The following is a 23,065-nucleotide window of genomic DNA, read 5'->3' as shown; positions in this document are numbered from 1 at the left end:
TGTCTTACGGGTGTTGCCTTGTCGGCGTTCCCTTGTGCGGGTCCCTTGTGCGGGTCTCTTGTGCGGTTGCCCTCAGGCGGCGAAGCGCGCGGCGAGCGTCTTGGCCTTCTCCGCCGCGTCCTCGTGCGCCTTCGCCTTCGAGGCGTCCGCGGCGTCGATCAGGGAGGCCATCGCCGGGTTGACGCGGGCGAGCGTCAGCTCGGGGATCACGAAGTGGACCTCCAGCGACAGCATCCCGGTGAGCACCTTCTCCAGGTAGGTCGCCGCGAACTCGAAGCTCTCGCGCGGGGTGCCGGGGCCGTAGCCGCCGCCGCGCGCGGTCACGACGGTGACGGGCTTGCCGGCGACCGAGCCGCCCTCGCCCGCGGTCCGCCCGACCACGATGACCTGGTCCAGCCACGCCTTGAGGGTCGAGGGGATCGTGAAGTTGTACATCGGGGTGCCGATGAGGATCGCGTCCGCGCGCTCCAGCTCGTCGGCCAGCTCCTCGCGCAGGGCGACCGCGGCGGCCTGCTCGGGGGTGCGCGACTCGGCCGGCACGTTGGTGCCGATGATGCCGTCCGCGGTCAGGTGCGGCACCGGCGCGGCGGCCAGGTCGCGGTAGATCACGGTGCCGCCGGGGTGCTGGCTCTCCCACTCCTTGCGGAAGGTCGCGGTGACCTCGCGGGAGACGGAGGTGTCGTGGAAGGCGGACGAGTCGATGTGCAGCAGCGTGGCCATGGTGAAGCCTCTTCGTCATCAAGGGATAAGGGCTGGGATCGGCGCCGCGCTCGGTGGGCTGATGACGTTCTCCGACGTCAGCGGTGCCGCAAGTTCGTACGTAGCTATTTTTAACACAGAGACTTACTTTTTTGCAGCGCTAGGGGTGTGACGGAGTACGCTGTGGCCATGGAACGGGGACAGCAGGTGCGCCCGGGTGCCCCCTGTCGAGGCGTGGATGTCGCGCTGACCAGGGTTTTCGAGTTGTTCGGCAAGAGGTGGACCGGGCTGATCGTGGCAGTGCTCACACACCGCCCCGCGTACTTCGCCGAGATCCGCCGGGCCATCCCGCGGATCAGCGAACGCATGCTCTCCGACCGGCTGACCGAACTCGCGGACGCCGGACTGGTGGTCCGCGAGGTCGATCCGGGCCCGCCGCTGCGGGTCAGCTACGGACTGACCGAGGCGGGGCTCGCGATCCGGCCCGCGCTGGGCGAACTCACCCGCTGGGCCGAGATCTACCTGCCCGACGTCCCCTGCACCGAGCCGGACCCGGCCGCGCTCGACGGCGACCAGGAGGCGGGTGGGTGCGCCACTGCCTGACGGTGCGCGCCGGGAAGGTCACGGGTGTACCGCGGCGTCCTCGTTGTGGCGCACCAGGTAGGCGGCGAACCGCTCCAGGTCGGCCGGGTCCCACCCGGCGAGCCGCTCCTTGAACGTCTCCTGCCGCCGCACCCGGGCCGCCGCCAGGCTCGCCACGCCGCGCGGCGCGAGGTGCAGCACCTGCACCCGGTGGTCGGTGGGGTCGGTCCGCCGCTCCAGGAAGCCGTCCCGCTCCAGGGCCGCCACCTGGCGGCTGACCGTCGACTTGTCCAGCAGGTAGTGCGCGGCGAGGTCGGTGGCCCGGCAGCCCTGCTGCTCCTCCAGGTGCGCGAGGATGGTGTACGCGACCAGGGACAGTTCGGGGTGCATGCGGGCGGCGGTGGCGCGGGCGCGCCGGGCGAACGCGGTCAGCTCGCGCTGGATCACCTCGAGCGAGGCGGTGGTCTCGGCCGGCGGGGCGGGGGTCGCTGCTGCGGACATCGCGGTCACACTCCTGCCGGGGCGGCCGCGGCCGGGTGCCGGCGGCGCAAGGTTGTAAAATGCAACGATATCAGCGGTCCCCGTCAGGAGGGCAGCGGCAGCTCGAACCACACCACCTTGCCGACGGCCTTCCGGCTGGTACCCCAGCGCCGCGACAGGTTCGACACCAGTCCGAGCCCGCGGCCGGTCACGTCGTCCGCCTCCGCGCGCCGCAGCTGCGGCAGGTTGTGGTTGTCGTCGCTCACCTCCACCAGCAGTTTGCCCACGCGCATCAGCCGCAGCTCCACCTCGTAGGACGCGGCCCTGATCGCATTGGTGACCAGTTCGCTGACCAGCAACTCCGCCACGTCCGCGAGGTGTTCCAGGCCCCACTCGGACAGCTGGCGGCGGGTCAGCTCGCGGGCCCGGGCCACCTCGGCGTCCTCGATCAGCAGGCTCCAGCGCACCACGTCCTGCGGGGCGACCCCCTCGAAGCGGGCGACGAGCAGCGCCACGTCGTCGTTCCGGTCGTCGGAGTGCACCTGGGCGAGTATCTGCGCGCACACGTCCTCGGGGGACTGCTGCGGCTCGATCACGTTGGCGCACAGCGCCGCCAGCCCCGCGTCGATGCCCTGGCCGCGCACCTCCACCAGTCCGTCGGTGCACAGCACCAGCCAGCTGCCGTCCGGCGCCGGGACCTCCACCGTCTCGAACGGCACCCCGCCCACCCCGATCGGCGCGCCGCCGGGGATACGCAGCAGCTCGCCGCGCCCGTCGGAGCCGGCCAGCACCGGCGGGATGTGGCCGGCGTTGGCGAGGGTGAGGGTGCGGTGGATCGGGTCGTAGATCGCGTAGACGCAGGTGGCCAGGTGCTCGGTGCCCAGCCGGTGGGCGAGGTTGTCGAGGTGGCGCAGCAGCTGCGCCGGCGGCAGGTCGAGCCCGGCCATGGTGATGACGGCGGTACGGAACTGGCCCATCACGGCCGCCGCCTGGAGCCCGTGGCCCATCACGTCGCCGACGATCAGCGCCACCCGGCCGCCGGGCAGCTGGATCGCGTCGAACCAGTCGCCCCCGACCTGGGCCTGCCGGTCCCCCGGCATGTAGTGGTGCGCGATGCGGACGCCGGGGATGCGCGGCGGCCGGGTCGGCATCATCGACCGCTGGAGCGTGGCCGCGGCCCGCGACTCCTGGCGGTGCAGCCGGGCGTTGTCGATGTGCACGGCGCCGCGCGCGACTACCTCGGCGGCGGTCGCCGCGTCCCGGACGTCGAACGGGCGGCGGCCCGGGCCACGCAGGAAGTAGACCCGGCCGAGCACGGTGCCGCGGGCGGTCAGCGGCGCCACGATCAGCGAGTGGCCGGCCATCAGCGGCCCCAGCGCCGGCACGCCGAAGTCGAGCGCGATGTCCGGGGAGAGCGCGGGGTCCACCACGGGCACCAGCACCGGGTCGCCGAGCCGGGGCACCATGTCCCCGGCCGGGAGGGCGACCAGCTCGCCCTCGGGCACCGCCACCTCCCACACGCCGGCCGGTTCGGGCAGGGCGGTGGCGACCCGCCGGACGAGCACGGTGTCGGACGGGCGGTCGCCCTTGGGCGGCTCGGTGTCGGAGAAGAGCTGGTCCACGACGAGCACCGAGGCGAGGTCCGCGAAGCGCGGCACGGTGACGGAGCACAGCTCGCGGGCGGTGGTGGCCAGGTCGAGGGTGGAGCCGATGAAGGAGCCGGCGGCGCGCAGCAGGGCGAGCTGCTCGTCGAGGGCGTTGCCGGGGTGGGGGACGGTGGCGGGCGCGTGCCGGTCGCCGCGTCCGGCGACCGCGGGGCCAGGGGAGCCGTCGTCCGACGGCGGGGACGGCGCGCGGTTCGGAGCATGATCCGGTGCGTGGTCGTGGTCCGGCCGGTTTCCGGGCTGATGATCGGACGGTACGGGCGCGGCCGCCGCCTTCCGCTTCCTCTTCCGCCCGGCCGGGGCGGGGTACGGCGTGAGCGAGGGCGGCGGCACCGCCGTGAGCGCGGACGCGCTGGACGCGTCGCCGTTGCCGTTGCCGCCGCTGCCCCCCTGCTCCGCGGCGGCGACCGTACGGCCGCCGGGCGGCAGCTCCCTGCGGACCGCGCGTACGGCGCTCTCCGCGCGGGCGGCCGCGGCGAGAGCGGCGTGCTCCTGCGGGACGACGGGCAGCCGGACGCCGTCCTCGACCTCCAGCGCCGGTGGCCCGAGCGCCGCGATCTGCCGCACGATCCGGTCCAGCCGGCCCGGGCTGGCGCCCGGCAGCACCGCGGCGAGCCGGCCGGCCGCCGCCTGCCCCGCCGCCGGGTCGGCGCTCGGCGCGAGCACCGCGGCGACCGCGATGTCCTGGCGCTGCGGCCCCTCCGCGCCGTACGGCAGCAGCCGGCCGCCGAGCGCGAGGCGCAGCCCGCCGGTGCGCAGCGGCTTGGCGTGCACCGCGATGGCGAGCAGGCTGCGGCCGCCCGGCTCGACCAGCCGGTAGGTCCACCACAGCACGTCCTTCAAGGTGCCGTCGCGGTCGGTGGCGGCCAGCGCCCCGGCCCAGGAGGAGACGGTGACGTCGTCCAGCAGCTCCAGGGTGTCCTGGCGGGCCGCCGCGGGCCGCTTGTCGGTGTGCCCGGCGGCCGGGCGGGTGGTGCTCAGCAGGCCCGCCGCGCGGTGGCCGAAGACGTGCTCCCAGCGGTGGCCGAACAGCTCCTCGGCGCCGCGGTTCCAGTACGAGATCCGGCCGTCGGGGTCCACGCAGAGCACGGCCAGCCGCAGCAGGGCGGCCAGACCGGGCGGGGCCGCGGTCGCCGGTGCGGGGGCCGCCGCCGGCGCGGAGGCCGCGGCCGGTGCGGGGGCCGCGGCCGGCGGGGGCAGCGGCGGTGCGGGCAGGCGGACCGGCGGCAGCGGTGCGGGCCGTATCACGGGCACGGCCGCCGCGGCGGGCCCGGCCGGGGGCGTGGCACCTTCGGAACGAGCGGTGGGGCGGTCGGTGTGGCGGTCAGGTTCGGTGGCATCGGGATGCCGAGTGATCTCGTCCAACGTCGTGCACCTGCGGTCCGGCGCTGTGGTTCCGCGCTGAGTGAGCTGGGTCAGGGGTCGTCCGGCTTTCAAGGCAAGCACGAAACGGCCGATTCGGTCGGCAGATCGGCCGGATTGGTGCCCGTGTGGGGCATGGTGACGACCCGTCGGATCGTAAGACCGCCGCCGGGCGCGCGGGCCGGGACGGGCGCCCGGCGCCTGCCCCGCACCCCGCGGACCGGGCCGCCCGCGGGACCGGTCGGGGTGCGTAGTCCGCGGCCGCGCGCGACCGCGCTCCCGGCATGATCGACCGTAGAGGGCCTACGCTGTCCGGGTGACGAACACCTCCGGACCCGGACCGTCCGCCGCCTCCGCGCCGTCTGCCGCCGCCGACGGGACCTCAGCCGACCCGAGCGCCGACCCGGCCGCAGACCGGTCCGCCGCCGCGGGGGCCGCGTACGTGGACACGGAGGGCCAGGAGCGCTTGGCGAAGGCGGTGCGCGCCGCCGAGCAGGCGCTGATCGAGTTCGAGATCGCGGTGGAGACCTTCCGCGTCGAGGTGGAGAACTTCTCCCGGCTGCACCACCAGCGGCTCGGCCCGATGTACGCGCGGCTGGACGAGCTGGACGCGCTGATCGCGGAGGCCGTCGCCGCGCACAGCGGCGACCGGGCCGACATCGAGCGCGCCTGGGAGGCACGCGCCCTGGTGATGCCGATGCCCGGGGTCGAGGAGCTGTTCGGCGGGCTGCTGGGCGCCGACGGGGTGCGGCCGGTGGAGGACCCCAACCCGCCGCGCCGGGTGCGCCCGGGCAAGGAGGCCCAGCGGCTGTACCGCGAGCTGGTCCGCAAGGCGCACCCCGACCTGGCGCAGGACGACGCCGAGAAGGAGCGCCGCAGCGGCTTCATCGCGCGCGTCAACGAGGCGTACGCCTACGCCGACGAGGCGGGACTGCGCGAACTGGCCGCCGAGTGGGACGCCGGACCGGTGCCGGTCGCGGACCTGCCCAGCGAGGCCGAGGTGCTCTACGCCCGGCTGGAGTGGCTGGCCGAGCGCAAGGAGAAGCTGGCCGCGCTGGCCGCGGAACTCGACGAGAGCGCCATCGGGCAGATGATGAAGCTCGCCCCCGACGACCCGGACGCGCTGCTCAACGAGATCGCCGAGCAGCTGCTCACGCAGGTGTCGCAGCGCGAGGCCCGGCTCGCCGAGCTGGTCCACGGCGCCGCCGGCGGCTGAGGTAGCTTTCCAGTAGCCCGCGGCGCCGCCTTGGTGCCCGCGGCCGCCGTACGTCCCTGATCGTGCAGTTCCGTGTCCCAGGAGGCCGCGTCCGATGTTCCACTCCCAGCTCCCCGCGGTGGACGCCGCCGCCGTGCCGGCCGACGCGACCCTCCTGGACGTCCGGGAGGACGACGAGTGGGCCGCCGGCCATGCCAAGGGCGCGCTGCACATCCCGATGGGCGAGGTCGTCGGCCGGCTCTCCGAGCTGCCCGAGGGCGGCACCGTCCACGTCGTCTGCCGGGTCGGCGGGCGCTCCGCGCAGGTCGCGCAGTATCTGATCGCGCAGGGCGTGGACGCGGTGAACGTCAGCGGCGGCATGCTCGACTGGGAGGCCGCCGGGCGCCCGGTCGTCGACGACAGCGGCGCCGAGGGCTACGTCCTGTAGCGCGCCACCCCTACCGCATCCGTGCCTTGGCGCGTCCGTATCTTCCTGCGCCTGTGGATAACTCGGTAAGGTCACCGCCGGGGTCCCGGGGTGGCTAGGGTCGGCACCCGGGCGCAGCGGAGAGCGGGGAGAGTCGGATGGGGCCAACGGAGGGGCCGCCGCCCAGTGTGGCGGGGTTGTCGCTGCCCGGGCGGATAGTGGTGGCGCTGGTCGTGGGCGCGGTCGCGGTCGGTGCGCTGTTCCACCTGGCGATGGTGTTCCTGTACGTGGCGCCCTCGAACACGCTCAGCAAGGAGCACGCGGCCGCCGTCAACGACTACATCTACCCGGAGTTCGAGCAGAACTGGAAGCTGTTCGCCCCGGACCCGCTCCAGCAGAACGTGCACATCCAGGCGCGCGCCGAGGTGAGCAAGCCCGGCGGCGGCACCGAGACCACCGGCTGGGTGGACCTGACCGGCATGGACATCGCCGCCATGCGGCACGACCCGGTCCCCAGCCACACCCAGCAGAACGAGCTGCGCCGCGCCTGGGGCTACTACACCGACACCCATGACGCCCAGGAGCAGCCCACCAATCCCGTGGGCGGCGACCTCAGCCGCACCTACCTCCAGCGCATCGTCCAGGGGCGGCTGGGCACCGAACTGAACGGGGGCACCGTGGTCCGGGTCCAGGCCCGTGCGGCCACCACCCCGGTCGGGCAGCCGACCTGGAGCGCCGCCGGACTCTCCCGGCCGACCACCCAGTACCGCACGCTCCCCTGGTGGGTCGTAGACGGGTCCACGGGGACGGGTACGACCACGACTTCCACGACTTCCACGACTCCCACCACGACCCCGACCACGACTTCCACCTCCACCACCACCGCCCGGCAGGGGGCCTCCTCATGAGCACGCCCGGCGGCCGCACCGAGGCCCGCGCCGGGCGGCACGTCCCGGCGACCCCCAGCTTCGCGAGCGTCAGCTCCGCGCTCGACCGCGCCGTCACGCGCGGGCTCACCCGCGTCACCGGCACCTCCATCGGCGCGTACCAGAGCGCGGTGGTGCGGATCGGCGTCTCGCTGACCTGGCTGCTGTTCCTGCTGCGGGAGTTCCCGCACCGCGGCGCGCTCTACGGCCCGCACAGCGCCTGGGGGTTCGACCTGGCGCAGCGGCTGCTGGCCGGCAACCACGCGTTCAGCGTGCTGATGTGGAGTGACAGCCGCGCCTGGTTCGAGATCGGCTACGCCTTCGCGATCCTGTCCAGCGCCGCGCTGGTGCTCGGGTGGCGGACGCGGACGTCCGCGCTGATGTTCATGGTCGGGGTGCTGTCGCTGCAGAACCGCAGCGTGTTCATGGGCGACGGCGGCGACAACGTGGTCCACATCCTCGCGATCTACCTCGCCTTCACCCGCTGCGGGCTGGTCTGGTCGCTCGACAGCCGCCGCGCGCGGCGCCGGGCGGAGGCGGCCCGGGCGAAAGCGGAAGCGGCGGAGGCGGCAGCGGCGGAGGAAACGGCGGAGCCCGTCGGGGCGGACGCACCCGCACCCGTAGCCGCGGCCGCCCCCGTCGCGGCGCGCGCCGGTGTCGATCCGGTCGGCATCGCGCTGTGGGTGGTGTTCGGCGCCGTACTGCTCGGCGCCACCCTCGGCGGCAAGCTCAGCAACGGCTGGGACCTGGTCTTCTGGGCCTGCTGGGCCGGTCAGGCGGTGTGGTGGGCGGTACGCCGCTACGCGCCCGGCGAGCCGCGCACGGTGCTCGAGATCGTCGCCAACGTCGTGCACAACGGCGCGATGCTCGTGATCGTGGCCGAGGTGTGCCTCATCTACTCCACTGCCGGCTGGTACAAGATCCAGGGCAGCCGCTGGCAGGACGGCACCGCGCTGTACTACCCGCTGCACCTGGACGACTTCACGCCCTGGCCGGCGCTGTCCCACACGATGGCGAGCCATGCCGTGGTGGTCATGCTGATCACCTACGGCACGGTGATCGTCCAGGTCGCCTTCCCCTTCACCCTCTTCAACCGCCGGGTGAAGAACGTGCTGCTGGTCGGGATGATGATCGAGCACGCCTCGATCGCCGTGGTGCTGGGGCTGCCGTTCTTCTCGCTGGCGATGATCTCCGCGGACGCGGTGTTCCTGCCGACCGGGTTCCTGCTGTGGGCGGAGTACCAGGCCGTCAGCCGCCGCCGGGTACGGGAGTCCGCCGCCGGGGTGCTGCCCAGGCCGCGTGTCGAGGACCCGGCCGAGCCGGCCGTCGGCCCGCCGCCGTCCGCCCTCACCTGACGGCCGTACGGGTCAGGCGCCGGCCGGCCCGTAGGGTGGGCGCATGACCGAGGACGAGGCCGCGCGGGCGGAGGGCGGCGCGGCCGCGGTGCGCGCATGGCGGGCGGCGGGGCCCGGCTGTGTGCTGCTCGACGGATTCCACGCCCTCAAGCACGCGCTGCGCTTCGGCGCGGACGTGGCGGTCGCGGTGACCGCCGACCGGCCCGGGCTGCTGCGGCTGGCCGACGAGCTGGCGCCCGACCTCGGCGCGGAACTGGCCGCGCGGGTCGCCGAGGTGCCGGGCGAGGTGCTGCGCGACCTGGTGCCCCGGGTGCATCCGACCGGGGTGGCCGCGCTCGCCGTCCGCCGGGATCGGGCCGCGAACCTCGCCGCGCTGCACCGCCTGCCCCGGCTCGCCCCGCTGGTCGTGCTCGACCGGCCGCGCAACCTCGGCAACGTCGGCGCCGTGGTCCGCCTCGCCGCCGGCTTCGCCGCCACCGGGGTGGTCACCACCGGCGACCTCGACCCCTGGCACCCCAACGCCGTACGGTCCGGCGCCGGGCTGCACTACGCGACCGCCGTCGAGCACGCCGGTCCGGCCGAGCTGCCGCCGGGGCCGCGCTACGTCCTGGACCCGGAGGGCGCGGACATCCGCGACACCGGGCTGCCCGACGGCGCGCTCGTCGTCTTCGGTTCCGAGCGGCACGGCGTCTCCGCCGAGCTGCGCGACCAGGCCGACGAGCTGGTCTCCCTGCCGATGCGCGCGCAGGTCTCCAGCTACAACCTCGCCACCAGCGTGGGCATGGCGCTCTACCACTGGGCGGCGACCTCGCGCTCGCCGCTGGTGCCCGGGCGCGGCTGAGCCGGGAGGCGGCCCGGCCCGCCGCGGTCCACGCGCGCCGCGCCGGGCGCCGCTCAGGCCGGGCGGCGCACCTCCACCACCCGGAAGCGGTTGGCGACGAAGGCGCCGTCGCACAGTGCGGCGTTCGCCGCCGGATTGCCGCCCGAGCCGTGGAAGTCGGAGAACGCGGCGGTCTGGTTGACGTACACCCCGCCGGTGAGGTTCAAGGACAGCTGGGCGCACTCCTCGAAGCAGACCTCCTCCAGCTCCCGCTCGACCTCCTCGGACGTGGTGTAGCCGCCGACGGTCATGGCGCCCTGGTCCCGGATGCTGCGGCGCAGCAGCTCCAGCGCGGCGGTGGTGGAGTCGACGGCCACGGCGAAGGAGACCGGCCCGAAGCACTCCGAGAGGTAGGCGGACTCGGCCTCGGGCTCGGCTCCGTCCAGCGCGATGATCGCGGGGGTGCGGACCACGGCGTGCGGGAAGTCGGGGTGGGTGACCTCGCGGGAGGCCAGCGCCACCCGGCCCAGGCCCGGGGCGGCGTCGAGACGGGCCTTGACGTCGGGGTTGACCAGCGCGCCGAGCAGGGCGTTGGCCCGGCTGTCGTCGCCCAGCAGCTTGTCGACCGCGGCGGCGAGGTCGGTGACCACCTCGCCGTAGCCGCGGTGGCCCTGGTCGGTGTCGATGCCGTCGCGGGGGATCAGCAGGTTCTGCGGGGTGGTGCACATCTGGCCGCTGTACAGCGACAGCGAGAAGGCGAGGTTGGCGAGCATGCCGGGGTAGTCGTCGGTGGAGTCGATCACCACGGTGTTGACGCCGGCCTTCTCCGTGTGGACCTGGGCCTGCCGGGCGTGGGTCTCCAGCCAGTCGCCGAAGGAGGTGGAGCCGGTGTAGTCGATGATGCGGATCTCGGGGCGCAGTGCGAGGGTCTTGGCGAGCCCTTCGCCCGGGCGGTCGACCGCCAGGCAGACCAGGTCCTTCGGGTATCCCGCCTCGGCGAGCACCTCGCGGGCGGTCTCGACGGTCAGCGCCAGCGGCAGCACGGCCCGGGGATGCGGCTTGACCAGCACCGCGTTCCCGGTCGCGAGGGAGGCGAACAGGCCGGGGTAGCCGTTCCACGTCGGGAAGGTGTTGCAGCCGATGACCAGGCCGATGCCGCGGGGCACCGCGGTGAACGTCTTGCGCAGCCCGATCGGCTCCCGCTTGCCCTGCGGCTTGGTCCACTCCGCGCTCTCCGGGGTGCGGACCTGCTCCGCGTACGCGTACGCGACCGCTTCCACGCCGCGGTCCTGCGCGTGCGGGCCGCCGGCCTGGAGCGCCATGGTGAACGCCTGGCCGGTGGTGTGCGTCACGGCGTGCGCGAACTCCTGGGTCCGCGCGTTGATCCGCGCGAGGATCTCCAGGCAGACCAGGGCGCGGACCTCGGGCCCGGCCACCCGCCAGGCGGGCACGGCGGCGCGCATGGCCGGCAGCAGCACGTCGGGGTCGGGGTGGGGATACCGGATGCCCAGCTCGATGCCGAACGGCGACCGCTCCTCGCCCACCCATGCGTCGGTGCCCGGCTGGTCGAGCGGGAACTCGGCGCCCAGGCGCGCTTCGAAGGCGGCGCGGCCCGCCTCCGCGTCGGGGTACGCCTTGGGGTGCTCGGGGTGCGGTGACCAGAACGCGCGGGTCCGCACGGCCTCCAGCGCCCGGTCGAGGGTGCCGCGGTGGCGCTCGACCAGGAGCTCGGTGGACAGATCGGCGGTCATGGGACCAACTCCTCGTCGAGCTGGGCTGAGTGGTGGGGACAGGGCTAGATTAACCGAATGTTCGGTCGGGACAAGGGGGACCGTCCCGGCCTGTGGAAAACTTCCGCGTCCGCGCCGCGGGCGCCGCGCGGACGACGTCGTCGACCCCGGCGAGGAGAGAGCGAACGTGACCGCACCAGATCTGACCAGCACCGTTGCCGTGGTCGGCGCCGGCACCATGGGGCAGGGGATCGCGCAGGTCGCGCTGGTCGCCGGGCACCGCGTCCTGCTGCACGACGCGGTGCCCGGCCGGGCCTCCGCCGCGGTGGAGGCGGTCACCGCGCGGCTGGACCGCCTGGTGGAGAAGGGCCGGCTCGGCACCGAGGAGCGCGCCGCCGCGCTCGCCCGGCTGGCGCCGGCGGCCACCGTCGCCGATCTGGCGCCCGCCCGGCTCGTGGTGGAGGCCGTGGTCGAGGACCTGGCCGTCAAGCAGGCGCTCTTCGCCGAACTGGAGCAGGTCGTCGCGGACGACTGCCTGCTGGCGACGAACACCTCCTCGCTGTCGGTGACGGCGGTGGCCGGCCGGCTGCGCCGCCCGGGCCGGCTGGTCGGGCTGCACTTCTTCAACCCGGCGCCGCTGCTGCCGCTGGTCGAGGTCGTGGCGGGCGCCGCGGGCGACCCGGCCGCCGTGACCGCCGCCTTCGACGTCGCCGCCGCCTGGGGCAAGACCCCGGTGCGCTGCACCGACACCCCCGGCTTCCTCGTCAACCGAGTCGCCCGCCCCTTCTACGCCGAGGCGCTGCGCGTCTACGAGGAGCGCGCCGCGGACCCGGCCACCATCGACGCGGTGCTGCGCGGCAGCGGCGGCTTCGCCATGGGCGCGTTCGCGCTCACCGACCTGATCGGCCAGGACGTCAACGAGGCGGTCACCCGCTCGGTGTGGGAGGCGTACGGCCGCGACCCGAAGTTCGGGCCGTCGCTGGCGCAGCGCCGGCTGGTGGAGTCCGGGCGGCTGGGCCGCAAGACCGGGCGCGGCTGGTTCCCGTACGGCCCGGCGCACGCAGCGGCCGAGGTGGCGGCCGCCACCGAGCCGCACACCGCGGACGCCGCCATGGCGCCGGAGTACGTCACCCTGCGCGGCTCGCTCGGCCCGGCCGCGGAGCTGGCCGCGCTCGCGGCGGAGGCACGGGTGGAGGTGCGCCGGCAGGAGGCCGTTCCCGGGGCGCCGGACGGGTTCGTGCTGCCCGGCGGCGTCACCCTGCGGCTGGCCGACGGGCGGCTGCCGGGCGAGCCGTCGATCCAGTTCGACCTGGCGCTGGACTACCGGGCCGCCGCCAGGGTGGCGATCGCGCCGGGCGCCGGGGTGCACGCGGACGCCGTGGCCGCGGCGACCGGCCTGTTCCAGGCCATGGGCAAGGAGGTCAGCGTCATCAGGGACGTGCCCGGCATGGTCGTCGCCCGCACCGTGGCGATGCTGGTGGACTTCGCGCTGGACGCGGTGGCCCGCGAGGTGGCCTCCGCGCACGACGTGGACACCGCGATGCGGCTGGGCGTGAACTACCCGCTCGGGCCGCTGGAGTGGGGCGAGCGGATCTCGTTGCCCTACGTGCGGGACCTGCTGGACGGCCTGCACGCCTGGTACCCGACCGGACGCTACGCGCCCAGCCCGGAGCTGAGGCGGCGTGCGGCGGCGGCCCCACCTGTGGTCTGCTCATGACCATGCCCAAGCGCGACACCTACACGCCGGACTCGCTGCTCGCCGTAGCGGTCGAGGTCTTCAACGAACGCGGCTACGACGGCACCTCCATGGAGCACCTGTCGCAGGCGGCGGGGATCTCCAAGTCCTCGATCTACCACCACGTCCGCGGCAAGGAGGAACTGCTCAACCGGGCGGTCGGCCGCGCCCTGGAGGGCCTGTTCGGCATCCTCGACGAGACGGGCGCGACCGCCGGCCGCGCGGTGGACCGGCTGGAGTACGTCACCCGGCGCACCGCGGACGTGCTGGTCGAGGAGCTGCCGTACGTCACCCTGCTGCTGCGGGTGCGCGGCAACACCGGCACCGAGCGGTGGGCGATGGAGCGGCGCAGGGAGTTCGACCAGCGGGTGGCCGCCCTGCTGGGGGACGCCGTCGCCGAGGGCGACCTGCGCGCGGACGTGGAGCCCCGGCTCGCCACCCGGCTGCTCTTCGGCATGATCAACTCGGTGGTGGAGTGGTACCGCCCGGACGGCCGCGGCTCCGCGCAGGCCGAGCAGCTCGCGGACGCGGTGGTGCGGCTGGCCTTCGACGGGCTGCGCATACCGCCGGACGCCTCTCAGACCACCGGGTAGCCGCTCGGACCGCCCTCGCGCTCCGGCCAGTCGCCGACCACGAGGTCGGTCTCCTCGAAGACCAGCAGCGTGCGGCTGCTGAGCACCTCCTCGATCGCCTGGAGCCGGGTGAGCACCAGCTCGCGCAGACTGCGGTTGTCGACCGTGTGGACCAGCAGCAGGACGTCGAAGTCGCCGCTGACCAGTGCGATGTGGACGACCCCCGGAAGGGTGACGAGTTTCTGCCGTACCGTGCGCCACGAGTTCTGGACGATCTTGAGCGTGATGTACGCGGAGGCGCCGTGCCCGGCCCGCTCGTGGTCGATCCGGGCGCTGAACCCCCGGATCACCCCGTCCTCGACGAGCCGGTTGATCCGGGCGTACGCGTTGGCGCGCGAGACGTGCACCCGCTCGGCCACGGAGCGTATCGACGCCCGGCCGTCCTCCTGGAGCAGCCGAAGGATCATGCGGTCGATCGGGTCCAGCGGGCGGACCCCTCGTGCGTCGTCGGCCATTCGTTCTCTCGCCATCCCCCCGCGACTGCCTAGCATGGACGTACTGGTTCCATCTCAGGCTGTGCAGAACCGTTTGTCCACAGGCCGAACCACCCCGTAGCCAAAATGCCTCCGGCGACCGAACAATCGGTTGGGAGAGCGGGACCCGCTCGCCGACCCGACCGACACCGGTCACCGATCACGAGGAGGTGCTCGCGATGACCGTCCTGGACACCCCCGCCTGGCGCCCGCGCACCGAGGCCGGGCCGCTGCTGCCCGACCAGGAGCCGTTCCGGCTGCTCGGCACCCCCGAGGCCGCCCGGCTCGCCCCCGAGCTGCTCACGCGGCTGTACGGGCAGCTCGTCCGCGGCCGCCGGTTCAACCGGCAGGCGACGGCCCTGACCAAGCAGGGCCGCCTCGCGGTCTACCCGTCGAGCACCGGCCAGGAGGCGTGCGAGGTCGCCGCCGCGCTCGCGCTCGACCCGCTGGACTGGCTCTTCCCCAGCTACCGCGACACCCTCGCGGTGGTCGCCCGCGGGGTGGACCCCGTCGAGGCGCTGACACTGCTGCGCGGGGACTGGCACACCGGCTACGACCCGCGCGCGGCGCGGGTGGCGCCGCTGAGCACCCCGCTGGCCACCCAGCTGCCGCACGCGGTGGGTCTCGCGCACGCGGCCCGGCTCAGCGGGGACGACGTGGTGGCGCTGGCGATGGTCGGTGACGGCGGCACCAGCGAGGGCGACTTCCACGAGGCGCTGAACTTCGCGGCCGTCTGGCAGGCCCCGGTCGTCTTCCTGGTGCAGAACAACGGCTTCGCGATCTCGGTGCCGCTGGCCAAGCAGACCGCCGCTCCCACCTTCGCCCACAAGGCGGTCGGCTACGGCATGCCCGGCCGTCTCGTGGACGGCAATGACGCGGCTGCCGTCCACCAGGTGCTCACCGAGGCGGTGGCGCGGGCCCGCGCCGGCCGCGGCCCCACCCTGGTCGAGGCGGTCACCTACCGGATCGACGCGCACACCAACGCCGACGACGCGACGCGCTACCGCGATGAGGACGAGGTCGCCGCCTGGCGCGCGCACGACCCGGTCACCCTGCTGGAGCGCGAGCTGACCGGCCGCGGCCTGCTCGACGACGCCCTGCGGCAGCGTGCCGCCGACGATGCGGAGGCACTCGCCGCCGACCTGCGCGCCCGCATGCACGACGACCCCCGGCTGGACCCGGCGGACCTGTTCGCCCACGTCTACGCCGAACCCACCCCGCAGCTGCGCGAGCAGCAGGCCATGCTGCGGGCCGAACTGGAAGCGGAGCAGCGGTCATGAGCCCTGCCTCCCAGGCGGCCGCCCCCGCCGCGGCACCGGACGCTCCCGCCGCGTCCGCCGCCCCCGCGGCCAAGCCCGCCACCATGGCGCAGGCGCTCAACCAGGCGCTGCGGGACGCGCTCGCCGCCGACCCGGCGGTCCATGTGATGGGTGAGGACGTCGGCACCCTCGGCGGCGTCTTCCGGATCACCGACGGCCTGGCCCGCGACTTCGGCGACGACCGCTGCACCGACACCCCGCTCGCCGAGGCGGGCATCCTCGGCGCCGCGGTGGGCATGGCGATGTACGGGCTGCGGCCGGTGGTCGAGATGCAGTTCGACGCCTTCGCCTACCCGTCGTTCGAGCAGTTGGTCAGCCATGTGGCCCGGATGCGCAACCGCACCCGGGGCGCGCTGCCGCTGCCGATCACGATCCGCATCCCCTACGGCGGGGGCATCGGCGGCGTCGAGCACCACAGCGACTCCTCCGAGGCGTACTACCTGCACACCCCCGGGCTGCACGTGGTGACGCCCGCGACCGTCGAGGACGCCTACGGGCTGCTGCGGGCGGCCATCGCCTCCGACGACCCGGTGGTGTTCCTGGAGCCCAAGCGGCTGTACTGGTCGAAGGCCGACTGGTCGCCGCAGGCGCCGGCCCCGGTGCCGCCGATCGGGCGGGCGGTGGTGCGGCGCGCCGGCCGCGGCGCCACCCTGATCACGTACGGCCCGTCGCTGCCGGTGTGCCTGGAGGCCGCCGAGGTGGCGAAGGAGGAGGGCTGGGACCTGGGCGTGGTGGACCTGCGCAGCCTGGTGCCCTTCGACGAGGAGACGGTCGCGGAGGTGGTGCGCGGCACCGGTCGGGCGGTGGTGGTGCACGAGTCGTCCGGGTTCGGCGGCGCGGGCGCGGAGATCGCGGCGCGGATCACCGAGCGGTGCTTCCACCACCTCCAGGCGCCGGTGCTGCGGGTGGCGGGCTTCGACATCCCCTACCCGCCGCCGATGCTGGAGCGGCACCACCTGCCCGGTGTGGACCGGATTCTGGACGCGGTCGGCCGCCTCCAGTGGGAGGAGGGGTGATGGCCGCCGTCAAGGAGTTCACCCTGCCCGACCTCGGTGAGGGGCTCACCGAGGCGGAGATCGTGCGGTGGCTGGTGGAGGTCGGCGAGGTCGTCGCGGTGGACCAGCCGGTGGTCGAGGTGGAGACCGCGAAGGCCGTGGTGGAGGTGCCCTGCCCCTACGGCGGGGTGGTCACCGCGCGGTACGGCGCGCAGGGCGACACCTTGGCGGTCGGGCGGCCCCTGGTGACGGTGGCGGTCGGCGCGGACCCGTCCGCGGAGCAGCCGTCCGGGAAGGACACCGCCGCCGAGGACGAGGGTTCGGGGAACGTCCTGGTCGGCTACGGCACCCAGGCGGCGGTCAGCCGCAGGCGCGCCCGGGTGCGCGCGGTGAGCGCGGCGGTCGGACACGAGACGGCGGCGGCCCCGAGTACGGCCGGGCCCGCGACGAGTGCTGCCGGGCCCGCGGCGAATACGGCCGAGCCCCCGCGCGGGGACCTCGCTCACCCGGACGGCGGACCGGTCGCGGTCATCTCGCCGCTGGTGCGCCGCATCGCCCGGGAGAAGGGCCTGGACCTGCGGACACTGACCGGCAGCGGCCCCGACGGGCTGATCCTGCGGGCCGACGTGGACCGCGCGGCGAGCGCCCTCGCGGGGGCCGGGACCGAGGGCGGCAGCGTTCCGGCGGCAGCGGCCCGGCCGGCCGTCGACGGCGAGGTGCGGGTCCCGCTGCGCGGGATACGGGGCGCGGTCGCGGAGAAGCTGGCGCGCAGCAGGCGGGAGATCCCCGACGCCACCTGCTGGGTCGACGCCGACGCCACCGCGCTGCTCGCCGCCCGCGCGGCCATGAACGCGGCCGCGGGCGAGGCCGGCACCCGGATCTCGGTCCTGGCGCTCCTGGCCCGGATCGTGACCGCCGCGCTGGCCCGCCACCCGGAGCTGAACGCGGCGGTCGACACCGCGCGCGGCGAGATCGTCCGGCTGCCCGCGGTGCACCTGGGGTTCGCCGCGCAGACCGACCGCGGGCTGGTGGTGCCGGTGGTGCGGGACGCTCAGGCCAGGACCACAGCCGAACTGGCCGCGGAGATCGCCCGGCTGACCGAAGCCGCCAGGACCGGCGCGCTGACGCCGGCCGAGCTGACCGGCGGGACCTTCACCCTCAACAACTACGGCGTGTTCGGCGTGGACGGCTCCACGCCGATCCTCAACCACCCCGAGGCGGGCATGCTCGGGGTCGGCCGGATCGCGGCCAAGCCGTGGGTGCACCAGGGGGAGCTGGCGGTGCGGCAGGTGGTGCAGCTGTCCTTCACCTTCGACCACCGGGTGTGCGACGGCGGCACGGCGGGCGGCTTCCTGCGGTTCGTGGCCGACTGCGTGCAGGACCCGGCGGTGCTGCTCGCCGCGGTCTGACCGGCATACTCGCGGGCATGACGACGCGCTACGACGCGGTGGTGCCGGCCGGCGGCGCCGCCCGCCGGCTCGGCGGCACCGACAAGCCCGCGCTGGCGGTCGGCGGCCGCCCGCTGCTCGACCGGGTGCTCGCGGCCTGCGCGGCCGCGGGCGCCACGGTGGTGGTCGGCCCCCGGCGGCCGACCGCCCGGCCGGTGCGCTGGGTCCGGGAGGAACCGCCCGGCGGCGGACCGGTCCCGGCGCTGGCCGCCGGGCTAGCCGCGCTGGACGCCCCCGGGCCGGACACGCCGGGCGCGGACGTGGTCGTGGTGCTCGCCGCCGACCTGCCGTTCCTGACCCCGGCCGCGGTCGGCGCGCTGGCGGACACCGCGGCCGCCGCCGAGCGCGGGGCCGACGGGGTGCTGCTCACCGACGCCGACGGGCGGGACCAACCGCTCGCCGCCGCCTACCGGGTGGAGCCGCTGCGCCGCGAACTGGCGCTGCTCGCGGGGGAGTACGGCAGCCTCGGCGGGTTGCCGCTGCGGCTGCTCACCGGCGGGCTGGCGCTGCGCAGGATGGCCGACCCGACCGGCGACGCCTCCTTCGACTGCGACACCTGGGCTGACGTCGCGGCGGCCCGGGCCCGCCTGGAGCGCCGGCCCGAGGGGTGAGCCTGCGTGGCGCCCGCGCCGGGATCAGGGACGATGGGCCTGTGTTGGACGAATGGATCGCAGCAGCCAAGACCGAACTGGGCATCGACCTCGACGTGGACACCGGCGTCCTGCTCGACCTCGCCCGCGACGCGGCCCACGGGGTGGCGCGGCCGGCGGCGCCGCTGACCACGTTCCTCGTCGGCTATGCCGCAGGCCGCGCGGGCGGCGGCCCGGACGAGGTGCGCGCGGCGGCGGAGAAGGCCGCGGCACTGGCCGTACGGTGGGCCGAACAGGCCGAACAGGCTGAACAAGCTGCCGCGGCGGAGCAGGACGGACCGAGGGCCGGCACCGAGGGCGCCCCGGAATGAGTTCGCCAGGCCCCGGCACCGGACCCGACGGCAACGGCTCCCCCGAAGCCGGACCCGACGGCAACGGCTCCCCCGAAGCCCCGCCCGCCGCCGAGGACATGGACCCCAGCCTCGCCGAGCTGACCGCCGACCCTTCGGTGCGGGCGTACCTGGAGGGCCTCGGCCTCACCGACTACCTGCGCCGCCGCACCCACCCGGCCCCCGCCGCACCGGAGACCGGCGCCGACCCCGGGCCCGACCCCGACCCCGACAGCGCTCCGCACCTGCACGCCCCCGCCTCAACCGTCTTCCGGCGGTCGGGCACCGCCTGGCTCAGGGCGCGCCACACCGCGCTGACCGCCGCGCGCCGGCTGGACCCGGTGCATGTCCCGCTGAGCGACGAGGCGTTGGGCTCCGCACTCGCGCACGGCCTGGCGGCGCTCACGGACCTGCCGCCGTTCGACTCCTCGGCGATGGACGGCTGGGCGCTCGCCGGCCCCGGGCCCTGGCACCTGACCGGGCAGGTGCTCGCCGGCCAGGCGCCGCATGCCCGCCTCGCCGACGGGCACGCGGTGCGGGTGGCGACCGGCGCCGAACTCCCCCCGGGTGCCGTGGCGGTGCTGCGCAACGAGCACGGCGCGGTCGAACTGCGGCCGGACGGCGAGTGGTTGCAGGTCGCCGCGGACCAGCCGGTGCCGGTGCCGGGCCAGGAGGTGCGCAGGCGCGGCCAGGAGTGCCGTGCGGGCCAGGAGTTGCTGCCCGCGGGGGCGACGGTGACACCCGCGGTGCTGGGGCTCGCCGCGGCCGCCGGGTACGACGACCTGGCGGTGGTGGCCCGGCCGCGGGTCGAACTGCTCGTCCTCGGCGACGAGTTGCTTGCCGCGGGCCGCCCGGGCAAGGGCCTGGTCCGCGACGCGCTGGGCCCGATGCTGCCGCCGTGGCTGCGCGCACTGGGCGCGGACGTGGTCGCCGTACGGACGCTGCCGGATGACGCGGAGGCGCTGCGCGCGGCGATCGCCGATGCCGTCGCGACCCGCGGCGCGCACCTGGTGGTCACCACCGGCGGCACCGCGAGCGGCCCGCGCGACCATGTGCACGGCGCGCTGGCCCGGCTCGGCGCGCGGCTGCGCGTGGACGGGGTGACCGTACGGCCGGGGCACCCGATGCTGCTCGCCGAGTTCCCGTGCGGCCCGGGCGGGACCCCGGGCCCGGGCGGTACCGCGGCCGCCGCGGAGGGGGAGGACACCGGGGCCGAAGTCCCGCCCCGCAGAAGCCATTTCATCGGCCTGCCGGGCAACCCGCTCGCCGCCGCCGCCGGGGTGCTGACGCTCGTCGCGCCCCTGCTGCGTACTCTGGGCGGCCACCCCGCCCCCGCGTCGTACACCGCGCCGCTCACCGAGGACGTCGGCGGGCACGCCAGCGACACCCGCCTGGTGCCGGTGGTGTTCGACGGCCGGGCGGCCGCGCGGCCGCTGCGCCACGCCGGTTCGGCGATGCTGCGCGGGCTGGCCGGCGCCCACGGGATGGCGGTGGTGCCGCCGGGCGGGGCGGCGGCGGGTCAGGAGGTCAAGGTGCTGGACATCGGGATGGCCGACACGGCTCGGGGGAGCGCGCGGTGAGGCTGTCCCGTGGTTCCCGCGGCGCGGACGGGACGGGCCCGGAGCCGTATCCGCCGTACCCCGAGGGCGACTTCGCGGGCCACGGCGGTGCCGAGGGCGGCAGTGGGGTCCGCACCGCGTACCGGGTGCTGCTCCCGCGTCCGGCGGCCGGGCCGCTCAAGCAGGTGATCCGCCGGCTGCTGCTCGCGCTGCTGGTGCTGGCGATCACTGTGGCCGTCGTCTACGTCGGCCGCGGCGGCTACCACGACGCCGCGGGCGGCTCGTTGTCGTTCCTGGACGCGCTCTACTACTCGACGGTGACGCTGTCCACGACCGGCTACGGCGACATCGTCCCGTACAGCAACGCGGCGCGGCTGACCAATACGCTGCTGGTGACGCCGCTGCGGGTGATCTTCCTGATCATCCTGGTCGGGACCACCCTGGAGGTGCTGACCGAGCGCACCAGGGAGCAGTACCGGCTCAAGCGCTGGAGGAGCGCCTTGCACGACCATGTGGTGATCGTCGGGTTCGGGACGAAGGGGCGGTCCGCCGCGCAGACCCTGATCGGGCGGGGCGTGCCGCAGGGGCGGATCGTGGTGGTGGACCCGGTGCCGAAGGTGGCGCAGGCCGCGGCCGACGAGGGGTTCGTGACGGTCAGCGGCGACGCGACCCGCAACGAGGTGCTGCTGCGGGCGGAGGTCGGCCGGGCCCGGCAGATCGTGATCGCCGCGCAGCGCGACGACACCGCGGTGCTGGTCACGCTCACGGCGCGGCAGCTCAACGGCACGGCGCGGATCGTGGCGTCCGTGCGCGAGGAGGAGAACGCGCCGCTGCTGCGGCAGTCCGGGGCCGACGCGGTGATCACGAGTTCGAGTGCGGCGGGGCGGCTGCTCGGGATGTCGATGCTCAGTCCGAGTGCGGGCCGGGTGATGGACGACCTCATCACCTACGGCAGCGGGCTGGATCTCATCGAGCGGGCGGTGGAGCCGGCCGAAGTCGGCAGCGCGCCCAGGGAGTTGGCGGACCTGGTGGTGTCGGTCCGGCGCGGGGAGGAACTGCTCGGCCACGACGACCCGCAGTTGGGGGCGCTGCGGGCGGGGGACCGGCTGATCGCGATCCACCGGACGACCTGAGACCCGGCGGGGCCCGCGCGCCAGCCGCGCCCTGCCGGGTCAGCGGCGGAGGACGTCGCCGGCGGTCGCGGGGAGGCAGGTGGCGTTGGTGGTGGCGGCGAGGGCGGGCAGGGCGAGCAGGGCGAAGGCGGCGCTGTAGGAGAGGGCGGGGGAGGCGTGGCCCAGGAGGTGGTGGGTCAGGGGGGAGCCGAGGCGGAGAGCGACGGGGGCGGCGGCGACGCCGAGGCCCGCGGCGGTCTGGGTGGCGGTCGCGTTGAGGGTGTTGGCGTCGCGCATGCGCTCCGCGGGCACGTCGGCGAATGCGAGGGTGTTGTAGCCGGTCAGCCCGACGGAGCGGGCGGCGCCGCTGAGGGTGACGAGGGCGCCGATCAGCCACAGGGGCGTGCCCGAGGTGAGGAACGCGCAGCCGGCCATGGTGGCGGCCAGCACCACGCCGGAGGCGGCCAGCATCGTGCGGTAGCCGAAGCGGCCGAAGAGGAAGCCGGTCGCGGGCTTGATGCCGATGTTGCCGACGAAGACGAAGAGGACCAGCGCGCCCGAGCGCACCGCACTCCACCCGAAGACCTCCTGGAAGAGCAGCGGCAGCAGGAACGGCACCGCGGCGACCGAGATCCAGAAGGCCGAGCCGCCCGAGACGGACGCGCGGAACGTGTGCGTGGTGAGCGTGCCGAGGTCGATCAGCGGGTGCGCGGCCCGCCGCAGGTGCCGCAGCGCGAGCGCGATCAGCAGCAGGGCGGCCGTGCCGAGACCGGCGGCGAGCGGCAGCGGCGTGCCGGAGTCCGCCAGCAGGTGCCCGGCGTACGTCAGCGCGCCCAGCCCCGCCGACGTCCAGACCAGCCCGAGCCAGTCCAGCGGGCCCGTCCCGTTGGCCGGGCCGCCCTCGATCAGACGCCAGGCGGCGGCGAACGCGACCAGCCCGAGCGGGATGTTGATCAGGAACAGCCAGTGCCAGTTCGCGTACGTGGTGATCACACCGCCGAGCAGCGGCGCCGCCACCGGCGCGATCAGCGCGGGCCACACGATGTACGACACGATCCGCGGGATGTCGGGCTTGGCGGCCCCCGACAGGGCCACCAGCCGTCCGACGGGCACCATCATCGCGCCGCCCGCGCCCTGCAGGACGCGCAGCGCGACGAGTTCGCCGAGGTCGGACGCGGCGGCGCACGCGAGCGAGGCGGCCGTGAAGAGCACGATCGCCGAGAGGAAGATCCGGCGCGCACCGAACCGCGCGGTGAGCCAGCCGCTCAGCGGCACCAGGACGGCGAGGGTGAGGACGTAGGCGGTGACGACCAGGCCGACCGCGGTGGCGGAGACGCCGAGGGACGCGCCGATCCGGGGCGCGGCGGTGGACACGATGGTGCCGTCGAGGTTCTCCATGAAGAAGCAGCCGGCCACGAGCAGGCCGACGGCGCGCTGCCGCGGGCTGATCCCGGTCAGGGCCCCCGGACCGATGTCCAGGTCCACGCTTGCGCCCTCGTCCGTGCGCTGCTGTCCAGGTCCCGAGTGCTTCGGTGCGTTGATCACGTGTTCAGCGTGCAATCCGGCCACCGTT

The 23,065-nt window shown here is 75.0% G+C and carries 19 protein-coding genes and 1 pseudogene; 14 read left to right on the top strand and 6 right to left on the bottom strand.

Annotated features, from left to right (window positions below; genetic code table 11):
• Positions 1-72: 72 nt before the first annotated feature.
• Positions 73-720: an FMN-dependent NADH-azoreductase gene (locus tag AC3EVP_RS26305; RefSeq protein WP_435133788.1), complete on the bottom strand. Its 648-nt coding sequence runs from the start codon at positions 718-720 to the stop codon at positions 73-75.
• A 168-nt stretch (positions 721-888) separates the two neighbouring features.
• Between AC3EVP_RS26305 and AC3EVP_RS26300 the strand changes: the two genes are divergently transcribed.
• Entirely contained in the window at positions 889-1,302 is a 414-nt protein-coding gene (locus AC3EVP_RS26300; protein WP_435133786.1) for a winged helix-turn-helix transcriptional regulator, read from the top strand.
• Between the two features lie 18 nt (positions 1,303-1,320).
• On the opposite strand, the gene AC3EVP_RS26295 is transcribed toward AC3EVP_RS26300, so the two are convergent.
• A complete protein-coding gene (locus tag AC3EVP_RS26295) occupies positions 1,321-1,782 on the bottom strand; it encodes a MarR family winged helix-turn-helix transcriptional regulator (protein WP_335971881.1) in 462 nt (153 codons plus the stop codon).
• Positions 1,783-1,865: 83 nt separating this feature from the next.
• Positions 1,866-4,790 carry an ATP-binding SpoIIE family protein phosphatase gene (locus tag AC3EVP_RS26290; protein ID WP_435133783.1) on the bottom strand — a complete coding sequence of 975 codons (2,925 nt, stop codon included), beginning with the start codon at positions 4,788-4,790 and terminating at the stop codon, positions 1,866-1,868.
• Between the two features lie 313 nt (positions 4,791-5,103).
• Here AC3EVP_RS26290 and AC3EVP_RS26285 point away from each other — a divergent pair, with 313 nt between their 5' ends.
• The 5 genes from AC3EVP_RS26285 (at position 5,104) to AC3EVP_RS26265 (ending at position 9,531) form a co-directional block, all read left to right on the top strand.
• Positions 5,104-6,003 carry a J domain-containing protein gene (locus AC3EVP_RS26285; RefSeq protein ID WP_435133780.1) on the top strand — a complete coding sequence of 300 codons (900 nt, stop codon included), beginning with the start codon at positions 5,104-5,106 and terminating at the stop codon, positions 6,001-6,003.
• A gap of 94 nt (positions 6,004-6,097) precedes the next feature.
• Complete coding sequence (locus tag AC3EVP_RS26280; protein ID WP_435133778.1) at positions 6,098-6,430, top strand: rhodanese-like domain-containing protein; 333 nt, start codon at positions 6,098-6,100, stop codon at positions 6,428-6,430.
• 137 nt (positions 6,431-6,567) lie between these two features.
• Complete coding sequence (locus tag AC3EVP_RS26275) at positions 6,568-7,317, top strand: DUF5819 family protein (protein WP_435133775.1); 750 nt, start codon at positions 6,568-6,570, stop codon at positions 7,315-7,317.
• A complete protein-coding gene (locus AC3EVP_RS26270) occupies positions 7,314-8,690 on the top strand; it encodes an HTTM domain-containing protein (protein ID WP_435133807.1) in 1,377 nt (458 codons plus the stop codon). The genes AC3EVP_RS26275 and AC3EVP_RS26270 overlap by 4 nt, the downstream gene beginning before the upstream one ends.
• Before the next feature lie 43 nt (positions 8,691-8,733).
• Positions 8,734-9,531 (top strand): TrmH family RNA methyltransferase, encoded by a 798-nt coding sequence (locus AC3EVP_RS26265; protein WP_435133772.1) that lies wholly within the window; start codon positions 8,734-8,736, stop codon positions 9,529-9,531.
• 53 nt (positions 9,532-9,584) lie between these two features.
• On the opposite strand, the gene paaN is transcribed toward AC3EVP_RS26265, so the two are convergent.
• Positions 9,585-11,261, bottom strand: coding sequence for a phenylacetic acid degradation protein PaaN (gene paaN / locus AC3EVP_RS26260; RefSeq protein ID WP_335971892.1), 1,677 nt, complete (start codon positions 11,259-11,261; stop codon positions 9,585-9,587).
• A gap of 166 nt (positions 11,262-11,427) precedes the next feature.
• On the opposite strand from paaN, the gene AC3EVP_RS26255 reads away from it, so the two are divergent.
• Together AC3EVP_RS26255 and AC3EVP_RS26250 are read left to right on the top strand one after the other, a co-directional pair.
• On the top strand, positions 11,428-12,957 hold the full coding sequence (locus tag AC3EVP_RS26255) for a 3-hydroxyacyl-CoA dehydrogenase (RefSeq protein ID WP_435133769.1): 1,530 nt from the start codon (positions 11,428-11,430) through the stop codon (positions 12,955-12,957).
• On the top strand, positions 12,954-13,568 hold the full coding sequence (locus AC3EVP_RS26250) for a TetR/AcrR family transcriptional regulator (RefSeq protein WP_435133766.1): 615 nt from the start codon (positions 12,954-12,956) through the stop codon (positions 13,566-13,568). The genes AC3EVP_RS26255 and AC3EVP_RS26250 overlap by 4 nt, the downstream gene beginning before the upstream one ends.
• Here AC3EVP_RS26250 and AC3EVP_RS26245 read toward each other — a convergent pair.
• On the bottom strand, positions 13,553-14,077 hold the full coding sequence (locus AC3EVP_RS26245) for an Lrp/AsnC family transcriptional regulator (protein ID WP_335971899.1): 525 nt from the start codon (positions 14,075-14,077) through the stop codon (positions 13,553-13,555). The two genes, AC3EVP_RS26250 and AC3EVP_RS26245, sit on opposite strands and share 16 nt — an antisense overlap.
• A 182-nt stretch (positions 14,078-14,259) precedes the next feature.
• On the opposite strand from AC3EVP_RS26245, the gene pdhA reads away from it, so the two are divergent.
• From pdhA to AC3EVP_RS26215, 6 genes and pseudogenes are all read left to right on the top strand, one after another.
• Positions 14,260-15,360, top strand: a complete 1,101-nt coding sequence (gene pdhA, locus AC3EVP_RS26240) for a pyruvate dehydrogenase (acetyl-transferring) E1 component subunit alpha (RefSeq protein WP_435133763.1) — start codon at positions 14,260-14,262, stop codon at positions 15,358-15,360.
• A gap of 83 nt (positions 15,361-15,443) precedes the next feature.
• Positions 15,444-16,415 carry an alpha-ketoacid dehydrogenase subunit beta gene (locus AC3EVP_RS26235; RefSeq protein ID WP_335972225.1) on the top strand — a complete coding sequence of 324 codons (972 nt, stop codon included), beginning with the start codon at positions 15,444-15,446 and terminating at the stop codon, positions 16,413-16,415.
• The gene (locus AC3EVP_RS26230) at positions 16,415-17,803 is read left to right on the top strand and encodes a dihydrolipoamide acetyltransferase family protein (RefSeq protein ID WP_435133760.1); all 1,389 of its coding nucleotides are present in this window, start codon (positions 16,415-16,417) and stop codon (positions 17,801-17,803) included. The genes AC3EVP_RS26235 and AC3EVP_RS26230 overlap by 1 nt, the downstream gene beginning before the upstream one ends.
• A gap of 17 nt (positions 17,804-17,820) precedes the next feature.
• A pseudogene (locus AC3EVP_RS26225) lies at positions 17,821-18,803 on the top strand (NTP transferase domain-containing protein).
• Positions 18,800-20,401, top strand: a complete 1,602-nt coding sequence (locus AC3EVP_RS26220; RefSeq protein ID WP_435133757.1) for a molybdopterin molybdotransferase MoeA — start codon at positions 18,800-18,802, stop codon at positions 20,399-20,401. The pseudogene AC3EVP_RS26225 and the gene AC3EVP_RS26220 overlap by 4 nt, the downstream one beginning before the upstream one ends.
• Positions 20,402-20,526: 125 nt before the next feature.
• On the top strand, positions 20,527-21,513 hold the full coding sequence (locus AC3EVP_RS26215) for a potassium channel family protein (protein WP_435133804.1): 987 nt from the start codon (positions 20,527-20,529) through the stop codon (positions 21,511-21,513).
• A 39-nt stretch (positions 21,514-21,552) separates the two neighbouring features.
• Here the strand turns inward: AC3EVP_RS26215 and AC3EVP_RS26210 are convergent, their stop codons facing one another.
• Entirely contained in the window at positions 21,553-23,037 is a 1,485-nt protein-coding gene (locus tag AC3EVP_RS26210; protein WP_435133754.1) for an MFS transporter, read from the bottom strand.
• Positions 23,038-23,065 lie beyond the last annotated feature (28 nt).

The sequence above is a fragment of the Actinacidiphila sp. bgisy144 genome, from assembly GCF_057708105.1.
Note: the sequence above shows the minus strand (reverse complement) of the source record. Positions and strands in the feature narration are given on the sequence as shown.

Excerpts from the sequence above, each read along its gene's own strand:
- AC3EVP_RS26280 (WP_435133778.1), top strand. The coding sequence starts at position 6,098 with ATGTTCCACTCCCAGCTCCCCGCGGTGGACGCCGCCGCCGTGCCGGCC.
- AC3EVP_RS26220 (WP_435133757.1), top strand. The coding sequence starts at position 18,800 with ATGAGTTCGCCAGGCCCCGGCACCGGACCCGACGGCAACGGCTCCCCC.
- AC3EVP_RS26275 (WP_435133775.1), top strand. The coding sequence starts at position 6,568 with ATGGGGCCAACGGAGGGGCCGCCGCCCAGTGTGGCGGGGTTGTCGCTG.
- AC3EVP_RS26265 (WP_435133772.1), top strand. The coding sequence starts at position 8,734 with ATGACCGAGGACGAGGCCGCGCGGGCGGAGGGCGGCGCGGCCGCGGTG.
- AC3EVP_RS26295 (WP_335971881.1), bottom strand. The coding sequence starts at position 1,782 with ATGTCCGCAGCAGCGACCCCCGCCCCGCCGGCCGAGACCACCGCCTCG.
- AC3EVP_RS26235 (WP_335972225.1), top strand. The coding sequence starts at position 15,444 with ATGGCGCAGGCGCTCAACCAGGCGCTGCGGGACGCGCTCGCCGCCGAC.
- AC3EVP_RS26305 (WP_435133788.1), bottom strand. The coding sequence starts at position 720 with ATGGCCACGCTGCTGCACATCGACTCGTCCGCCTTCCACGACACCTCC.
- AC3EVP_RS26245 (WP_335971899.1), bottom strand. The coding sequence starts at position 14,077 with ATGGCGAGAGAACGAATGGCCGACGACGCACGAGGGGTCCGCCCGCTG.
- AC3EVP_RS26230 (WP_435133760.1), top strand. The coding sequence starts at position 16,415 with ATGGCCGCCGTCAAGGAGTTCACCCTGCCCGACCTCGGTGAGGGGCTC.
- AC3EVP_RS26270 (WP_435133807.1), top strand. The coding sequence starts at position 7,314 with ATGAGCACGCCCGGCGGCCGCACCGAGGCCCGCGCCGGGCGGCACGTC.
- pdhA (WP_435133763.1), top strand. The coding sequence starts at position 14,260 with ATGACCGTCCTGGACACCCCCGCCTGGCGCCCGCGCACCGAGGCCGGG.
- AC3EVP_RS26250 (WP_435133766.1), top strand. The coding sequence starts at position 12,954 with ATGACCATGCCCAAGCGCGACACCTACACGCCGGACTCGCTGCTCGCC.
- paaN (WP_335971892.1), bottom strand. The coding sequence starts at position 11,261 with ATGACCGCCGATCTGTCCACCGAGCTCCTGGTCGAGCGCCACCGCGGC.
- AC3EVP_RS26300 (WP_435133786.1), top strand. The coding sequence starts at position 889 with ATGGAACGGGGACAGCAGGTGCGCCCGGGTGCCCCCTGTCGAGGCGTG.